Annotated in this window: 13 protein-coding genes, 1 tRNA gene and 1 riboswitch; of the genes, 5 read left to right on the forward strand and 9 right to left on the reverse strand. The window is 72.3% G+C overall.

The genetic code is table 11. The features are described 5' to 3' along the window. Positions 1 to 38 precede the first annotated feature (38 nt). Together JAO81_RS31995 and JAO81_RS32000 are read right to left on the reverse strand one after the other, a co-directional pair. Positions 39 to 1,376, reverse strand: coding sequence for an alanine--tRNA ligase-related protein (locus tag JAO81_RS31995; RefSeq protein ID WP_199551472.1), 1,338 nt, complete (start codon positions 1,374 to 1,376; stop codon positions 39 to 41). Positions 1,377 to 1,775: 399 nt separating this feature from the next. Beyond that, positions 1,776 to 3,875 (reverse strand): asparagine synthase-related protein, encoded by a 2,100-nt coding sequence (locus JAO81_RS32000; RefSeq protein WP_199551473.1) that lies wholly within the window; start codon positions 3,873 to 3,875, stop codon positions 1,776 to 1,778. A gap of 553 nt (positions 3,876 to 4,428) precedes the next feature. Between JAO81_RS32000 and JAO81_RS32005 the strand changes: the two genes are divergently transcribed. From JAO81_RS32005 to JAO81_RS32020, 4 genes are all read left to right on the forward strand, one after another. Next, positions 4,429 to 5,874, forward strand: a complete 1,446-nt coding sequence (locus JAO81_RS32005; protein WP_199551474.1) for an MFS transporter — start codon at positions 4,429 to 4,431, stop codon at positions 5,872 to 5,874. A 126-nt stretch (positions 5,875 to 6,000) separates the two neighbouring features. Further along, positions 6,001 to 7,236, forward strand: a complete 1,236-nt coding sequence (gene lhgO / locus JAO81_RS32010; RefSeq protein ID WP_307813940.1) for an L-2-hydroxyglutarate oxidase — start codon at positions 6,001 to 6,003, stop codon at positions 7,234 to 7,236. A gap of 47 nt (positions 7,237 to 7,283) precedes the next feature. After that, a complete protein-coding gene (trmB, locus tag JAO81_RS32015; protein ID WP_199551475.1) occupies positions 7,284 to 8,114 on the forward strand; it encodes a tRNA (guanosine(46)-N7)-methyltransferase TrmB in 831 nt (276 codons plus the stop codon). Between the two features lie 85 nt (positions 8,115 to 8,199). Then, complete coding sequence (locus JAO81_RS32020) at positions 8,200 to 9,603, forward strand: PrsW family intramembrane metalloprotease (protein WP_374194380.1); 1,404 nt, start codon at positions 8,200 to 8,202, stop codon at positions 9,601 to 9,603. A 35-nt stretch (positions 9,604 to 9,638) separates the two neighbouring features. Here the strand turns inward: JAO81_RS32020 and JAO81_RS32025 are convergent, their stop codons facing one another. From JAO81_RS32025 to JAO81_RS32035, 3 genes are all read right to left on the reverse strand, one after another. Beyond that, complete coding sequence (locus JAO81_RS32025; RefSeq protein WP_199551476.1) at positions 9,639 to 10,583, reverse strand: aldo/keto reductase; 945 nt, start codon at positions 10,581 to 10,583, stop codon at positions 9,639 to 9,641. A gap of 200 nt (positions 10,584 to 10,783) precedes the next feature. Then, positions 10,784 to 11,833 carry a M23 family metallopeptidase gene (locus tag JAO81_RS32030; protein ID WP_199551477.1) on the reverse strand — a complete coding sequence of 350 codons (1,050 nt, stop codon included), beginning with the start codon at positions 11,831 to 11,833 and terminating at the stop codon, positions 10,784 to 10,786. A gap of 11 nt (positions 11,834 to 11,844) precedes the next feature. After that, positions 11,845 to 11,998, reverse strand: a riboswitch (cyclic di-AMP (ydaO/yuaA leader). Between the two features lie 201 nt (positions 11,999 to 12,199). After that, positions 12,200 to 13,378: a PP2C family protein-serine/threonine phosphatase gene (locus JAO81_RS32035; protein WP_199551478.1), complete on the reverse strand. Its 1,179-nt coding sequence runs from the start codon at positions 13,376 to 13,378 to the stop codon at positions 12,200 to 12,202. 272 nt (positions 13,379 to 13,650) lie between these two features. Between JAO81_RS32035 and JAO81_RS32040 the strand changes: the two genes are divergently transcribed. Next, positions 13,651 to 13,724: transfer RNA gene (locus JAO81_RS32040), tRNA-Met, on the forward strand. 181 nt (positions 13,725 to 13,905) lie between these two features. Here the strand turns inward: JAO81_RS32040 and JAO81_RS32045 are convergent. The 4 genes from JAO81_RS32045 to JAO81_RS32060 all read right to left on the reverse strand — a co-directional run bounded on the left by JAO81_RS32045 (position 13,906) and on the right by JAO81_RS32060 (position 15,977). Then, positions 13,906 to 14,451 (reverse strand): hypothetical protein, encoded by a 546-nt coding sequence (locus tag JAO81_RS32045; RefSeq protein WP_199551479.1) that lies wholly within the window; start codon positions 14,449 to 14,451, stop codon positions 13,906 to 13,908. 37 nt (positions 14,452 to 14,488) lie between these two features. Next, entirely contained in the window at positions 14,489 to 14,770 is a 282-nt protein-coding gene (locus tag JAO81_RS32050) for a hypothetical protein (protein ID WP_199551480.1), read from the reverse strand. 5 nt (positions 14,771 to 14,775) lie between these two features. Beyond that, positions 14,776 to 15,330: a DUF5994 family protein gene (locus tag JAO81_RS32055; protein WP_199551481.1), complete on the reverse strand. Its 555-nt coding sequence runs from the start codon at positions 15,328 to 15,330 to the stop codon at positions 14,776 to 14,778. A gap of 182 nt (positions 15,331 to 15,512) precedes the next feature. Further along, complete coding sequence (locus JAO81_RS32060) at positions 15,513 to 15,977, reverse strand: DUF5994 family protein (protein ID WP_199551482.1); 465 nt, start codon at positions 15,975 to 15,977, stop codon at positions 15,513 to 15,515. Positions 15,978 to 15,994: the final 17 nt, after the last annotated feature.

The raw sequence follows: 15,994 nt of genomic DNA on the forward strand, positions 1-15,994 counted from the left end.
CGCCCCGGACCCCTCATCCGAACTTCGTTCGGATCTGCTCAATCGCCGCAGGGGCTGAGTGTGCCGGACCGGCTGAGGTGGCCGGACGGGCCGAGATGGCCGGACCGGCTGAGATGGCCGGACGGGCTGAGGTGCCGGACCAGCTCCCTCGGCAGGCCGTGCGTGTCGTGCAGGTAGCGGTAGTCGTCCTCCGTCAGGGGGCGGTCCTGGTACTCGGGGCGGGAGACGATCTTGTGGCCGCGGTTCAGGAGGTGGCGGAAGCGGGTTTCCTCCTCGTGGAGGACCGTGCGGACGGAGTCCGGGTCGTCCCGTAGACCGAAGTGGGACTGCGTGTGGGAGACGAGCTCGCGCGGCAGGTCGCCGAGGGTGCGGTCGGGGTCCTCGCGCCAGAGCGTCGTGAGCGTGCGGCGGATCAGGCGGCGCGGGACATAGCCCCGGCCGGTGTTGGACGGGTGGACGCCGTCTCCGTGGATCACGGTGAGCGAGCGCAGGTGGTCGACCACCAGGCGGAGGTCCGAGGGCTCGTCGATGTCCCAGAGGCCGGGCACGAGACGCATCCACGGCTCGAAGAGGTCGGTCCCGTAAACCGAGTCCTTGCCCTGCAGGACCGACACGAGGCGTTCGAGGCCCATGCCGGTGTCGACGTTCTGCTGCCGCAGCGGCGTGAGGCTTCCGTCGTCGTGGCGGCGGTAGCGCATCATCACGTGGTTCCAGACCTCGACCCATCGGGGGTCGGTGGTCGGGGTCCCCTGGGGCGGGGTGCCGTCCCCGCCGGTCCAGACGAACAGTTCCGAGTCGGGACCGCAGGGTCCCGTCGGCCCGTTGGACCACCAGTTCTCCTCGCCGCCGGTCAGCTCGATGGGGAGGCCGGTCTCCCGCCACGTATCGAGGGATTCCTCGTCGACGCCGACCTGCTCGTCGCCGCCGAAGACCGTGACGTGGAGGCGGTCGCGCGGGATGCCGAAGCCTTCGTGCAGCAGCTCGTACCCCCAGAGCAGGCTCTGCGGACCGCCGTAGTCGCCGAGGGACCAGGAGCCGAGCATCTCGAAGACGGTGAGGTGGGTGCTGTCGCCCACCTCGTCGAGGTCCGTCGTCCGCAGGCAGCGCTGGACGTTGACCAGGCGCCGGCCGAGCGGGTGGGGGCGGCCCTCCAGATACGGCGTGAGGGGGTGCATGCCCGACGTGGTGAACAGGACCGGATCACCGGGCGGCGGCAGCAGGGTGCTGCCGGTGATCAGGTCGTGCCCGCGCTCACGGAAGAAGCGGGTGAAGGTGTCGATGGTCTGCTCGGTGGTGAGCGGAGTGTGGTCCGGCTCGGTGGTGAGCAGGGTGTGGTCCGGCTCGGTGGTGAGCGGGGTGTGCTGCGAGGTACGCATGGCGGGGCCCTTTCGGGTCGGGATGACCGGAAAGGACCGCGCGAAGAGCTGCTGTTTGACGAGGGGTACGACACAGCGGCGCCGGCGATCCGTTTCCGGTCGCCGGCGGTGTGAGGAGTGAGGAGATCAGGCGGCGGCAACCGGCGAGCGGGGCGCTCGCGCGGCTGCGGTGTGCGTATGCATGCGGGTGATCTCCATGTTCTCCACCGTAACAGCGGGTGGCGTGGGTGGGCTCGGGATTTTCGGCGGGCGCACGTCTGCCCCGGCAACCCTCGTCCGTCCCCCGCTGCCCCGCCCGGCCCGGCAGCCCTCGTCCGTCCCCCGCTGCCCCGCCCGGCCCGGCAGCCCTCGTCCGGCCCCGGCTACCCGCCCAGCCCCGGCAACCCCACCCGACCCCGACTACCCCCGCCCAGCCCCCGCCCGCCCCAGGGCTCCCCGCTGCGGGCCGATCCCGCCCGGTACCGCCCGGGCCCGGGCGGGCATCCCTGTCCAGCACGTGCCGCGGCGCGGGAGCAGCCGTCGCAGCCACAGCTCCCCCGGGACCAGATCCGCCCGTCCGTCCACCCGTACGGACTCCCCCGCGGCCGCCGCCCGCAGCGCCTTCTGGACCACCCGGCCCTCGACGAGGCCGGCCTGCGCGAGCAGCGGTGTGGCGAACAGGTCCACCAAGTCCTCGACAGCGACCCGGAGTCCGAGCTTCTGGGCGGCCGTGGACGTCGCGTACGAGGGTGCGCCCCAGCCCACCGGCAGGTCCGTCACGCCGGCGCCCTCCAGGACGGTCCTGAGCACCGCCGCCCGTGCACCGGGCTGTATGCGCAACGAATCCGGGAGCGCACGGCAGGCCCGTACGACCTGGTTGTCGAGGAACGGGGTGTGCAGGCGCTGGAAGCGGACCTCCGCGGCCTGTTCGAGTACGCGCAGATCCGCCGCGTGCCGCGCGAGGGCCGCGCGGGCCCGGCGTTCACCCGGACGCTGGCCGGGCCCCGCGCCCGGACGGGTCGCCGACTGCTCCAGGCGAACCGATACTTCAGCGAGCGCCTCGCCGGTCAGCCAGCGCGCGGCGGGCCCTGGCCGCACCCAGGTCAGCGCGGCGAGCGAGGCGCCGACGGGGCCCGTGGGCTCCTCGAGGACTCCGGCGCGCAGGCGCAGTGCGGCGTCCTCGATGCCCGAGCGGTAGGAGGTACGGGCCAGGCGGCGGGCCGCTCCGTACACCTTGGCGGGGACCAGTACGGAGCTCATCGAGCCTTCCGTACGCGCCAACGCCGCGACCGGACGCACGAGATGACGGCGGCGGCGGTCCATGAGGAGGTCGGCGAGACGGGCCGGGTGGGCGTCGAGGACTTGGCGCGCGCCGTACCCCGACAGGTGGTCCGCGCTGCCGGAGGCGAGCCGGAGTCTGTGCCGGGCGGCGGTGACGAGGGACGGGCCCGGTTCGTCCGTGAGCGGGCCGTCCAAGTCGGCGTACGGCAGGGCCTCTTCGCCCGCCGGGACCACGACGTGGTGGAGGCGGGGGTTGGTGGCGAGGGCGCCGGCGCGGCCGAGTTCGGCTTCCTGGCGGCCGCCGGTCAGGTCGTTGAACGTGACGGCGAGCAGCCGCTCCCCCGCGCCCGTGCCGTGGCCGAGCACGGTGCCCGGCATCCCGGGCAGTCCGGCGGCGAGCAGCGCGAGCGTGCCGGAGGCCGGGCCGCCGGACAGGTCGGCGCCGATGCCGGGGACCGGCATGCGGGAGGCGCGGCGTTCGGCGGGGCCCATGCCCGGGACGGGTCCGGGGTCGATGTCCGGTACGTGGCGGGGTGCGGAGAGCCGGGCCCGTACCGCGTCGACCAGTGCTTCCCGTACGCCGTCCACCGCGCGTGTGGCGTCCAGCTCCGCCGCGGCGACGGCGAGGGAGGCCACCGGCTCGTATCCGGCGATCTCGCGTGCGCCGTCGCGCAGGATCAGGGCGTGCCCGGGCGGGATGCGCCGCACGTCCGCGTACGGGGTGGAGTCCTGGAGCGCTTCGGGGACGTCGGGGCAGGCGAGCAGCGCCGCGAGATGGCCGATGTCGAGGTGCGCCTCGATGAGGTCGGCGAGCGGCAGGGCCGCGGTGGCATACGCGGTACCGCCGGCCCACGGGGTGTAGAACACCGGGCGTGCGCCCGCGAGATCACCGGCGACCATGATGCGGCGGCCGACCTGGACCACCGCCGGATAGCTGCCGGCCCACGCGGTCAGATGCCGCAGCGCGCCGCCGCGGGCCGCGACCAGGCCGAGGCGCAGCTGCTCGTCGCTCGCGCCGCAGGTGCCGAGTACGGCGATACGGGTCCGGTCGTCGGCCCTGACCACACGGACCTCGTCGGGCCGCCAATCGCCCACCGCCCACAGGGGATCCGGATCACCCCACAGAAGCTGGGAGCCCACGGGGTGCACGGTCTCGCCGGCCTCGCTGCCGCCGCCAAGCCGGCCAAGAGGGCCGGACGCCCTCGCGGTGGTACTGCTCCACCCCACCAACCACCGCATCGCGCCTCCACAGCCTGTGGACAACAAGTGCACCGTCTGACTCGGTCAGTTCGGCACCATGCTGCCACGAAGCGGGCGCATCGGAGGGGGAGGCGGGCGCGCCGTTTGCGCCTCTGTGCTTCCGCGCGGGCCGGGGCAACTGCTGGCTGGATCCGGCCATTTCGCGCGCAATGGGGCGTACGGCAGGCGCGGGCCGGGGCAACGCGCGATCCGGGAGGCGCGCTTGGCCTCCCGGACCGGTCCGCCACCCGCGGGGATGTAGGCGGCGGCGTCCCCCAGCCCACCGGTTGCCAGCGCACGGTGGGCCGGCCCACGCATCCTCATGGAAGCGCTCCCGCACCGGTCGGTGAAGAGCGCACGGGCGGGCGCACGGCCACACGCCGGGAGCACACCGCAGCAAGACCGCACTCCTGTACAGACAACTTTCTCGCCATCCGGAATCCCGCCCCTTAACGCTTGGAATGCGGGGAACTACGCTGGGTTTACGAATGCCGCGCGGTTATGCCAGCCGTGGTGAACCGGCGCGGCAGCCGTCTGTGTCGAGGGGTGGCGCATGTCCAGGGAGCAACGCGGGCCGAACGAAAAGCTCGGCACCGTTCTCGCCCTCGCGGGAATCAGCAACGCGGGCCTCGCCCGCCGGGTCAACGACCTCGGATCGCAACGGGGTCTGACCCTCCGCTACGACAAGACCTCGGTGGCCCGCTGGGTCTCCAAGGGCATGGTTCCGCAGGGTGCGGCCCCGCACCTGATCGCCGCGGCCATCGGCCAGAAGCTCGGCCGGCCCGTGCCGCTGCACGAGATCGGTCTCGCGGACGCCGACCCGGCGCCCGAGGTGGGTCTCTCCTTCCCGCGCGACATCGGCGCGGCGGTGAAATCGGCGACCGAGCTGTACCGGCTCGACCTCGCAGGACGCAGGGGCACAAGTGGCGGGATCTGGCAGTCGCTTGCGGGCTCGTTCGCCGTGAGCGCCTATGCGACACCCGCGTCCCGGTGGCTGATAACACCCGCCGACAGCTCGGTGGAACGTACGGCGGAGCAGGCCCGGCAGATCGCCGAGTCCGCACCGGCCGGCGAGAAGCCGCTGCGCGTCGGCCACAGCGACGTACGGAAACTGCGCGAGGCGGCCCACGACGCGCGGCGCTGGGACTCCAAGTACGGCGGCGGGGACTGGCGTTCATCCATGGTGCCCGAGTGCTTACGGGTCGAGGCCGCGCCCCTGTTGCTGGGAACGTACTCGGACGAAGTGGGACGCGCCCTGTTCGGCGCGACGGCCGAACTCACGCGCCTGGCGGGCTGGATGGCCTTCGACACCGGCCAGCAGGAGGCCGCCCAGCGCTACTACATCCAGGCCCTGCGGCTCGCCCGCGCGGCAGCCGACGTCCCGCTCGGCGGCTACGTCCTGGCCTCCATGTCGCTCCAGGCCACCTACCGCGGCTTCGGCGACGAGGGCGTCGACCTCGCGCAGGCCGCCCTGGAGCGCAACCGGGGCCTGGCCACCGCGCGCACCATGAGCTTCTTCCACCTCGTCGAGGCCCGGGCGCAGGCCCGCGCCGGTGACGCGCACGCGGCGGGCGGCGCCCTGAAGTCCGCCGAGGGCTGGCTCGAGCGGTCCCGCGACGGTGACAACGACCCGTCCTGGCTGGGCTTCTACTCCTACGACCGGTTCGCGGCCGACGCCGCCGAGTGCTACCGCGACCTCAAGGCACCGCGCCAGGTACGGCGGTTCACCGAGCAGGCCCTGTCCAGCCCGACCGAGGAGTTCGTCCGCTCGCACGGTCTGCGGCTCGTGGTGAGCGCGGTCGCCGAGCTGGAGTCGGGCAACCTGGACGCGTGCTGCGCGCAGGGCCTGCGGGCCGTGGAGGTCGCGGGGCGCATCTCGTCGGCGCGGACCACCGAGTACGTACGGGATCTGCTGCACCGTCTGGAGGCGCACGGGGACGAGCCGCAGGTGATCGAGTTGCGGGAGAGGGCCCGGCCGCTGCTGGTGGCGCCGGCGTGAGCGAACTGCTCCGCACAGTCCTTCCGGTACGGGTTTGAGCGCGTTGTCAGTGGCGCAGTGCACTATCGGACACATGGGCGTACTCGGCGTCCGTGACGGACTCGGAGCTCTCCGGAGGTGAGGCGCGTGGCCCTGCGCGGCCCGGCAGACGGCAGACAGCTGTCGTACGACTGCGATGTGCTCGTCATCGGCGGCGGCATCGTCGGACTGTCGACGGCGTATGCGCTGACGCGCGCCCGGCCGGGGATACGGGTCACGGTCCTCGAGAAGGAGCCCGGGCCCGCCCGGCACCAGACGGGGCGCAACAGCGGGGTGATCCACAGCGGGATCTACTACCGGCCCGGGTCGCTCAAGGCGCGGTTCGCCGTCGAGGGCGCCGCGGAGATGGTCAAGTTCTGTGCCGAGCACGGGATTCCGCATGCCGTCGGCGGCAAGCTGATCGTCGCCACCGAGCGCTCCGAGCTGCCCCGGCTGCACGCCCTGGTGCAGCGCGGCCGGGAGAACGGGATTCCGGTTCGGGAGCTGGGCCCCAGCCAGATCACGGAGTTCGAGCCCGAGGTGCGGGGGCTCGCGGGGATCCATGTGGCCACGACCGGGATCTGCGACTTCGGCGCGGTGGCCGTACAGCTGGCTTCGCTGGTACGGGACGCGGGCGCCGAGATCCGGTACGGGGCGGAGGTCACGCGGATCGACCGGCGCGCGGACCGGGGGGTCGCGGTGCGCACGGCGTCCGGGGCGATCGTGCGCGGCCGCGTTCTGGTGAACTGCGCGGGGCTGCACTGCGACCGTGTGGCGCGCCTCGCGGGCGACGACCCGGGGATGCGCATCGTGCCGTTCCGCGGCGAGTACTACGAGCTGGCCCGGCCCGAGCTGGTGCGCGGCCTGGTCTACCCCGTGCCCGACCCGGCGTTCCCCTTCCTCGGCGTGCACCTCACGCGCGGCATCGACGGCGGGGTCCATGTCGGGCCCAACGCCGTGCCCGCCCTCGCGCGCGAGGGATACGACTGGTCGGTGGTACGCCCCCGCGAGCTGGCGGACACGCTCACCTGGCCCGGCTCGTGGCGGATAGCCCGCGAGCACTGGCGCTACGGTGCGGGCGAACTGCGCCGCTCCCTGTCCCGCCCGGCCTTCACGCGCGCGGTCCGCCGACTGCTCCCCGCGGTCATGGAATCGGACCTCCATCCGGCCCCGGCGGGCGTCCGCGCCCAGGCGGTCCTGCGCGACGGCACCTTGGCGGACGACTTCCTGTTCGTGGAGGGCGCACGGACCGTGCATGTCCTCAACGCCCCCTCACCTGCGGCCACGGCTTCGCTGCCGATCGGGCGGGAGGTGGCGCGCAGGGTGCTGGCGCAGGTGGGCTGACCGGCGGGACGCGCCCCTGCGCAACCCTCCGTAGAATCGACCCCACTGTGTCCGAGCATCCCGAAACCCCCGCCGCCGCCCCCACCCAGGGCCGCCCCGACCCGTACGACGCCGAGACCCGCGCCGCCGCCTCCGCCGCCCGCGCGGAGAAGAACCGACGGTTCGCCGAGGGCGAGGGACCGAGTCCCGACCCCGCCGGGTCGCATTTCGAGCGGCGGATCCGCAGCTTCCAGCCGCGCCGCAGCCGCGTCACCCTGAGCCAGGGCGACGCCCTGCGCAGGCTGTGGCCGAAGTGGGGCATCGAGATCGACGGCAAGCAGCGGCTCGACCTGGCCGAGATGTTCGAGGGACGCCCCGTCGTCCTCGAGATCGGCTTCGGCATGGGCGAGGCCACCGCGCAGATGGCCGCGGACGACCCGGACACCGGCATCCTCGCCGTCGATGTGCACACCCCCGGCCAGGGCAACCTCCTCGGGCTCGCCGAGCGGAACGGACTCGACAACGTCCGCGTGGCCAACGGCGACGCGATCATCCTGCTCAGCGAGATGCTCCGGCCCGACTCCCTCGACGGCGTGCGCGTCTACTTCCCCGACCCCTGGCCCAAGAAGCGCCACCACAAGCGCCGCATCATCCAGCCGGAGTTCCTGACGCTCGCAGCGTCCCGTCTGAAGCCCGGCGGGTTCATCCACTGCGCGACGGACTGGGAGGAGTACGCCGAGCAGATGCTCGAGGTGCTCGAGGCCCACCCCGACTTCACCAACTCGCAGCCGGACGGCGGCTACACCCCGCGGCCCGCCTTCCGCCCCCTGACCCGCTTCGAGGGCAAGGGGCTCGACAAGGACCATGTGGTCCACGACTTGATCTTCGTGCGTACGTAGGGTCGGGGTCTCCCGGGGTTCCGGGCGCTCCTCTTCGTCGCGCCCGGCATCGCACAAGCCCCCTGCGGCTCGTTAGGGTCGAGGGGTGAACGCACCGCCCCAGCCTCCGCACCCGCCGGCCCACCCGGTCGCCGGTCTCGGCAGGCCTGTGCACTGGTGGCAGCGCCGTGCCGTGAAAGCCGGCGCGCTGATCACCCTGCTCGCCCTGTCCGGTCTGGTGATCCTCGCGCTGGTCCGCAAGGAGACCGGCACCGAGGGCTTCCTGGTGGGTCTGGCCCTCGCGATATTTCCCGTACCGCTGCTGATAGCCGCGTTCCGCTGGCTCGACCGGGTCGAACCGGCGCCCTGGCGGAACCTGATCTTCTCGTTCGCGTGGGGTGCCTGCGCGGCCGCGCTGATAGCGATCGTCGCGAACTCCTTCGCCACCCGCTGGATAGCCACCAGAACCGCCGACCCCACGAGCGCCGACACCCTCGGCGCCACCGTCGTCGCCCCGGTCGTCGAGGAGACGGTCAAGGCGGCGGCGATCCTGCTCGTCTTCCTGTTCCGCAGACGGGACTTCAAGGGTCTCGTCGACGGCGTGGTGATATCCGGGGTCACGGCCACCGGCTTCGCGTTCACCGAGAACATCCTCTATCTCGGCAACGCCTACGGCACCGACGAGGCCAGCGGAGTCGACGGCATCGGCTTCGACTCGGTCACCGCGGCGACCTTCTTCGTCCGCATCGTGATGTCCCCGTTCGCCCACCCGCTGTTCACGGTCCTCACCGGCATCGGCTTCGGCTTCGCCGCCCTCGCCGCCGACCGGCACCGCCTCCGCCGGATCCTGTTCCCGGTCGCCGGCCTGCTGCTCGCGATGGGGATGCACGCCGCGTGGAACGGCTCCGCCTCCTTCGGCGGCCTGGGCTTCTTCTTCGTCTACGTCGGCTTCATGGTCCCGTCGTTCGGCCTGCTGACCTGGCTGACGATCTACAGCCGCCAGCGCGAACTGCGCACGGTCCGCGAGGAACTTCCCGCGTACGTCGCCGCCGGCTGGCTCACCGCCCCCGAGCCGTACGCCCTCGGCACCCTGCGCGCCCGCCGCATGGCGCGCCAGTACGCGGCAGGGGCCCACGGCAAGGACGTGGCGCGCACCGTCCGCGAGTACATCTCCCTCGCCACGGCCCTGGCGTTCCTGCGCCACCGGGGCCGCAGCGGCCGTGCGGGCGCCGATTTCGTCGCCCGGGAAAGGGAGTTGCTGCAGGCGCTCTGGTCCCGTCGGGGACCCTCGCGCCCCGCTCTCGACCATGCGGCACGGATGACGGCGCCGGCGTTCCCGCGGCAGTACGCCCCGTACGCGAACCCATACGGGCCGATGACGGTGCCCGGCCCGCAGATTCCCTACATCCCGTACATCCCGAGCCAGCCGGGGTACGGCTACCCACACCCGCAGCAGCCCCTCGGCGGCCCGTACGCGGCCCCCGACCCGTACGCGCCGCCCGCGGGCTGAGCGGGCGGCGCGCGTACACGGCAGAGACCGGACTGCTAGGCGGAAGCCGCCGTCAGGAGTCGCAGCTCCTCGTCCGTGAGCGTCAGCTCCCCCACCGCGAGCAGCGCCGGCAGCTGCTCCACGGTGCGCGCCGAGGCGATCGGCGCGACCACCGTCGGCTGGGCCGCGAGCCAGGCGAGCGCCACCGTGGCGAGTTCGGCGTCGTGCGCCTTCGCCACGGCGTCGAGGGCATCGAGCACCCGCCGGCCGCGCTCGGTCTCCAGGTGCTTGGCCGCACCGCCCGCGCGCGGACTGTCGACCTCGGCGCCGGGGCGGTACTTGCCGGTGAGGAAGCCGGAGGCCAGCGCGTAGTACGGCACGGCGGCCAGACCCCACTGCGAGGCGAGCTCCTGCTTCGAACCCTCGTACGTTTCACGTGAAACAAGGTTGTAGTGCGGCTGAAGCGCCACATACCGGGCAAGGCCCTCACGCTCGGCGAACTCCAGTGATTCCCGGAGGCGTTCGGCGGTGAGGTTCGAGGTGGCCACGGCCCGCACCTTGCCCTCGCGCACCAGCGCGTCGAGCGCGGTGACGATCTCCTCGACCGGCACGCCTTCATCGTCGAAGTGCGTGTAGTACAGGTCGATGTAGTCGGTCCCGAGCCGGCGCAGCGACTCCTCTGCGGCGGCCTTGATGGTGGCCGCCGAGAGGCCCTTGTACGCGGGGTGCGCGCCGACCTTGGTGGCGATGACGACATCGGAACGGTTGCCGCGCGCGGCCAGCCACTTGCCGATCAGGGTCTCGGACTCGCCGCCCTGGTTGCCGGGGGCCCAGGCCGAGTAGGAGTCGGCGGTGTCGATGAAGTTGCCGCCGCCCGCGCTGTACGCGTCGAGTACGGCGAAGGTCCGGGTCTCGTCGGCGGTCCAGCCGAAGACGTTGCCGCCGAGGCAGAGCGGATGGACTTCGAGGTCGGAGGAGCCGAGGGGGCGCAAGGAGGTCATGAAGTGATCAACACCCGCACGGGAAGCCGCTATTCCTTGCCCGCGAAGCCCCGTGAAGCCCCGTGAAGCACCCATGAAACGCGCGCAAATCACCCATGGAACCCCAAAACCGGCAGCCCTGACGTCGGGGGGTTGCCGTCAGGACTGCCGGGGTTCAGGTACGCCGTACCCCTACGGCGCTCACAAGTTCCGTACGGAAATCAGGGGTTGAGGCCCTTGCTCTGCAGCCAGGCCATCGGGTCGATCAGGCTGCCGCCCGAAGTCTCGACCTCGAGGTGCAGATGCGGTCCGGTGGAGTTGCCGGTGGAGCCCACGCGGCCGATGACATCGCCGGTCGTGACCTTCTGGCCGACGCTGACGCCGATCGACGACTGGTGGTTGTACGCGATCTCCGTACCGTCCGCGAGCTCGACCACGGTGCGGTAGCCGTACGAGCCGGACCAGCCGGCCTCCTTGACGGTGCCGGTGTGGACGGACTTGATGGGGGTACCTGTGGGAGCAGCGAAGTCCAGACCCGTGTGCGACCCGGAGGACCACATGGAACCGGCCTGCCCGAACGTCGAAGTGATCGTGTACGAGGTGGTGGGGAGCGAGTAGCTCTTGGCCAGCTTGGCCAGGCGCTCCGCCTCGGCCTTGCGCTTGGCCTCTTCCTCCGCCTTGCGCTTGGCCTCCGCCTCGGCCTTCTCGGCGGCGTCCTGCTTCTCGGCGGCGGCCTTCGCGGCCAGTTCGGCGGCGGCCTGCTCGGCAGCGGCCTGAGCGGCGGCGTCCGCCTCGTCCTCCTGGTTCTGCGCCTGCTCCAGGATCCGGGCCCGCAGGGCCTCGCCCGCGTCGGCGGTGGACTGCTCGCTGGAGCTGGTGGCGGCCACGGGCAGCGTGGCCGCGGTGGCCTGCGCGACACCGGACTGCCCGTCGGCACCGGAGTCGGAGTCGTCGGATATCAGGGAGCCGACGACGGGAATCTTCTTGGCCTGCTCGCCGAGGTCCGGCATGGAGATCGGGACCGGCGGCTTGTCCTTAGCGGTGGCTATGCCGCCCGCGCCGACGGCGGGTATGGCACCGACGCCGAGAACGGGGGGGCTGCGGGCAAGTCCGCCGCGCTGCTTGGCGGCTCGGTGCTTGCCCCGGACGGGACGTATGGACTCCTCGGTCGGGTTCCACTCCTCCCAGGGCTCGTCATCGAACCTGAACTCCTGGGTGCCGTCCGCGAAATACGGATCGGCGGTGGTACCACGGCCTGCGGGGGTCGCCACGAGGGCAGACTCCTTTCCTTCCTTCTCGCCTACCGGGTTAGCTGACGGGTTCGGAACAGGAAGGTTTCCTACGGGCGTTGACGCCTTCGAAGAAGGTGCCGCATGCCCGATTCACCCCAAAAAGTGGTTCCCCGGCTCCCTTGCGGGATTAAGCGTGTGCGCACGGAGCCATCTCTTGTGACGGCTGGGACGACCGCGCTGCGTTATCGAACGTTAATAGACGGGGGCCCGGGATTCCAAGCCGTTCCGACAGATCGTTAGCTGCTTTGGCCTGGACTTAGGGGACACGAGGGGTCGGAATCGGACGAGTCGCCAAGGAAGTTGAGACAAGTCACTGTCATCAGAATTCTGACGGTGCATCAATTGTTATGCGGAGGGCTGCCCCTCGGTCACCTTCGGTGACATCACGGCCCGCGCGGCCGGCCGCGCGATCGCGAGCAGCGCCATGTCGTCGGGCGCTCCGCCGCCGGTGTGCTCGCGCACCTCCTCGACGAGCGCGGAGAGCAGGGAGTCGGGCCCGGGGAACATCCGCCCTTCGAGCCGCGCCGCCGGATCGTAGAAGACCCCCTCGGCGCTGCGCGCCTCGCTCAGGCCGTCCGTGTAGAACAGCAGCATCGCCCCCGCCGGCAGCTCGGCCGTCACCCCGCGGTCCGGCCAGGACGCCAGATCGCTCATCCCCAGCGGCAGCGCGGCCTGCTCGGGCGCGAGGATCTGCAGCCTTCCGTCCGGGTGCAGGAGCAGCGGTTCCGGATGCCCGCGGTTGATGAGCCGTACGGCGCCGTGTTCGTGCGAGATCTCCGCGAGCACCGCGGTCGTGAACCCCTCCACCGCGTCGAGCCCGTCCCGCCGGGTCCCCTCGCGGGCCAGCGCCCGCTCCAGGCGGAGCGCGACCGCTTCCAGTGAGGCCTCCTGCTCGGAGGCCTCACGGAAGGCGCCGATGACGACGGCCACGGCCTCCACCGCCCCCAGGCCCTTGCCCCGTACGTCCCCCACGATCAGCCGCACCCCGTGCGGGGTGTCCTGCACCGCGTACAGGTCACCGCCGATGAACGCGTCCGCCTGCGCCGCCTCGTACCGCGCCGCGACCTCGAGACCCCCGATCCGGGCAGCCGGCTCCGGCAGTACGGCCCGCTGGGCGGCCACGGCGATACTGCGGGCGGAGGCCAGCTGCTCGCTGCTACGGGTGACGACCCGGTTGATCAGCACCGCGAGCACGGCGACGGTGACCACCGTCACGATCTCGGTGAGGGACTCGGTCTTGCCCGCGGTCCCGTTGTAAAGGTGCAGCCCGGTGAGCGCACCGACCGCGATGAAGCCCGTCAGGAGGGTATTGGCCAGCGAGAAGAACGGTGCGGCGATCAGCGGCGCGGCGGAGAAGAGCGGAGCCCCGGTGAACTTGGGCGGCGTCACGAACGTGAGCAGCAGTCCACCGCCGATGAGCAGCAGCGGCAGGGTCCTGACGAAGGCGCGGGTGCGGGTGATCCCGGGGCGGGCCTCGTACGCGTCCGCGTCCTTGGCCGTGTGCCGTCGTCCTCGCTTCCCCACCGGCCTGTCTCCTGCCACCGTCCGACCCGGTGTGACGTGTCCCGGGGTTTCCGGGAGCTCCTCTTCGTCGCTCCCGGCAGCCGCGGGCCACCGCCGCGCACCTCACCAGGGTTCCCGCAGGCGGGTCGGGCGGCGAATCCGTGCGGGCCGATCAGGTGACCGCGGGTGCCGCCCGCCTGGTCACGGAGGCGCCGCCGGGTCCAGGATTTCCGGCCTCGCGGAAAACCGTGGCGCGAGGTGTCCCGCGGATGGCGTACAGTTGTGTTTACCGACGCGGGGTGGAGCAGCTCGGTAGCTCGCTGGGCTCATAACCCAGAGGTCGCAGGTTCAAATCCTGTCCCCGCTACTCAGGACGAAGGCCCGGCACGTGAAAACGCGCCGGGCCTTCGTGCGTCCGGACTCTGCCCCGTGCGTCCGATCCCTGCCCCGTGCGTCCGATCCCTCCCCCGTGCGTCCAGGCCCCCGCACCGCGCGTCCGGGCCCCTGCCTGCGCCTCGCCGGTACGTCACCGCAAGGGAGCGCTCACCTCACCGCACCGGCCAGCGCGCCCACACCTCACGGCCCGGGGACGGCGAGCTCCGACCGGTGGGGGCGGGCAGTTCCTTCCAGCCCCACGCGCGGAGCAGTTCCCTCGTCCCGGCCCTGTCCCCGTCGACGCCCGCCACCACCAGGTCCGTGCCCAGGCGCGAGAGCAGCAGGTCCGTGAGCCGGGTCGCCACACCGCGCCGGCGCTGCGCGGGCAGCACCATCAGCTCGGTGAGCACGAACACCCGCCCGGACGCGGTGAGTTGCTCCGCCTGCGGCGTCACCTCGACGGGGAAGTCGGCCCACCAGGCCCCGTCACGGTCAAGGCGGTATCCGTAGGCGCAGCCGGCCAGGCCGGTCGCGTCGGCGACCGCCATGTCGAATCCCTCGCGCTGCACATGCCGTGCGAAGCGGCGCAGAAAGCCTGCCCGGTCCCGGTACTCGGCCCCGGCGGCGCCGCGGTACGCCGTGACGTACACATCGGCGACGGCCTCTCTCTGCTGTTCGGCCTGCCATCGGCTGAGCCTGCGCAGATACACGTCGGCCATCCGGCCTCCCCTCACGGTCCCTTCGGCGCGGCCCGGTTCAGCGGGCCTGCTTGTGCGTGGTGCGGTCCCGCCGACGGCGCGCCCCGAACCGCCCACGGCCTCCGTCGCGATGGTCGTGCCGGTCGGCGGGCAACGGGGCGGGCCGCGGCGGTGGCGTACCGGCGATGCCCGGCTCGGTGGGGGGCCGTTGGCCGGGCTGGGCGGGGCTGTACGTACGCAAGGCGATCCTCTCGGCGTGCTGGAGGTTGAGGCGGTGGATCACATACGCGGCCAGGGCGATCAGCAGCAGGAAGGCGGCCGCGGTGAGGGCGGATTCCATGCCGGTCACCGCCCCGCGGCACGGGGGACGGCGTGCATGGAGGTCGCGCCGCCCTCGTACTCCCATGACTCCTGCGCACTCTGCGGCCGGTCCTGTACGGCGACGTCGTGGCCGGCGAGCGCGGCGGCGACGAGATCGGTGGCGGTCAGCGCGGGACCGTCCACGGCGCAGGCGGCGCTCATCAGCCGGGCCGCCGTCGCGGCATCCGTCTCGGGCGGGATCACCAGAAGGTCCCAGCGGCCGGTCCCGTACCCCAGCAGCAGCAGTTTGTGCGGGTCGAGTTCGGCGGCGAACCAGCCGACATTCAGAACACGGTGACCGAGGGGCACTTTGCGGGGGACGACGGGCCAGAGCATCGGATTGACGGCGACGCGGGTGACGCGGCCCCACAGCGGATCGAGCACCTCGGCCAGGGCGGGGAGTTCGGCGGTCAGGTCACGCGAACGGGGCCACCAGGCGCCGTCGAGCAGTCCCTGGCCGGTGGGGGACTTGAGCTCCACACGGGCACCGGAGGGTGAGGGCGGTGGGGTGATACGGAGGGACGTAGCGGTCGCGGTCATGATGCGGACCCGTCTTCGGGGCGACACGGTGGCCGTCCCCGATGCCTTGGCTCACCGAGGACGAGACCCGCGTGGATGCCGGAGTTCGAAGTGCCCTTGGTGTTTCCACGGTACTCCTGCGGGGTCCCCCGGTGACGAGTGCGTCACCAGCCACTCTGTCCGATTCGGCACCGCTCCACCCGTCACCGTGCCGCGCTCTCCGCCGCCATCAGACCGGAGCCGGTGAGATGGAGAGCGGGGTCCGCCGCCGCGCTCATCAGCCGGGCGGCCGCGCCGGCCTCGCTGTCCGGTGGCACGACGAACAGGTCCCAGCGGCCGGCCCCGTACGAGAAGAGCCGGATCGTGTACGGGTCGAGCCCGGCCACGTACCAGGTGGCCGTGACCGTGTGCCCCGTCACGGGCAGGGTGCGCGGCTCCTTCGCCCAGCTCCCGTGGTGCGTGGCGATCCGGGTCACGCGGCCGCGCGAGGCATCGAACACATCGGTGAGTGCGGCCAGTTCGGCGGAGAGGTCGTCGGTGCGCGGCCACCAGGCACCGCACACCGGACCTGCCGGGAAGGTCGGCGGACGCAGGGCGAGCCGCGCGGGCGGGTACGCGGCGGGCGGCCGAATCCCGGCCGAACTGCGGTGGGCGGTCGGTGCGTTCATGACGCACGCCCCTCTTG

Origin of the sequence: Streptomyces sp. N35, assembly GCF_016464295.1 — a bacterium.
Lineage (GTDB): Bacteria > Actinomycetota > Actinomycetes > Streptomycetales > Streptomycetaceae > Streptomyces.

What these genes read in the sequence shown, in the direction of transcription:
- JAO81_RS31995 (WP_199551472.1), bottom strand. Translation starts at nt 1,376, where the DNA reads ATGCGTACCTCGCAGCACACCCCGCTCACCACCGAGCCGGACCACACC.
- JAO81_RS32000 (WP_199551473.1), bottom strand. Translation starts at nt 3,875, where the DNA reads ATGCGGTGGTTGGTGGGGTGGAGCAGTACCACCGCGAGGGCGTCCGGC.
- JAO81_RS32005 (WP_199551474.1), top strand. Translation starts at nt 4,429, where the DNA reads ATGTCCAGGGAGCAACGCGGGCCGAACGAAAAGCTCGGCACCGTTCTC.
- JAO81_RS32025 (WP_199551476.1), bottom strand. Translation starts at nt 10,583, where the DNA reads ATGACCTCCTTGCGCCCCCTCGGCTCCTCCGACCTCGAAGTCCATCCG.
- JAO81_RS32045 (WP_199551479.1), bottom strand. Translation starts at nt 14,451, where the DNA reads ATGGCCGACGTGTATCTGCGCAGGCTCAGCCGATGGCAGGCCGAACAG.
- JAO81_RS32050 (WP_199551480.1), bottom strand. Translation starts at nt 14,770, where the DNA reads ATGGAATCCGCCCTCACCGCGGCCGCCTTCCTGCTGCTGATCGCCCTG.
- JAO81_RS32055 (WP_199551481.1), bottom strand. Translation starts at nt 15,330, where the DNA reads ATGACCGCGACCGCTACGTCCCTCCGTATCACCCCACCGCCCTCACCC.
- JAO81_RS32060 (WP_199551482.1), bottom strand. Translation starts at nt 15,977, where the DNA reads ATGAACGCACCGACCGCCCACCGCAGTTCGGCCGGGATTCGGCCGCCC.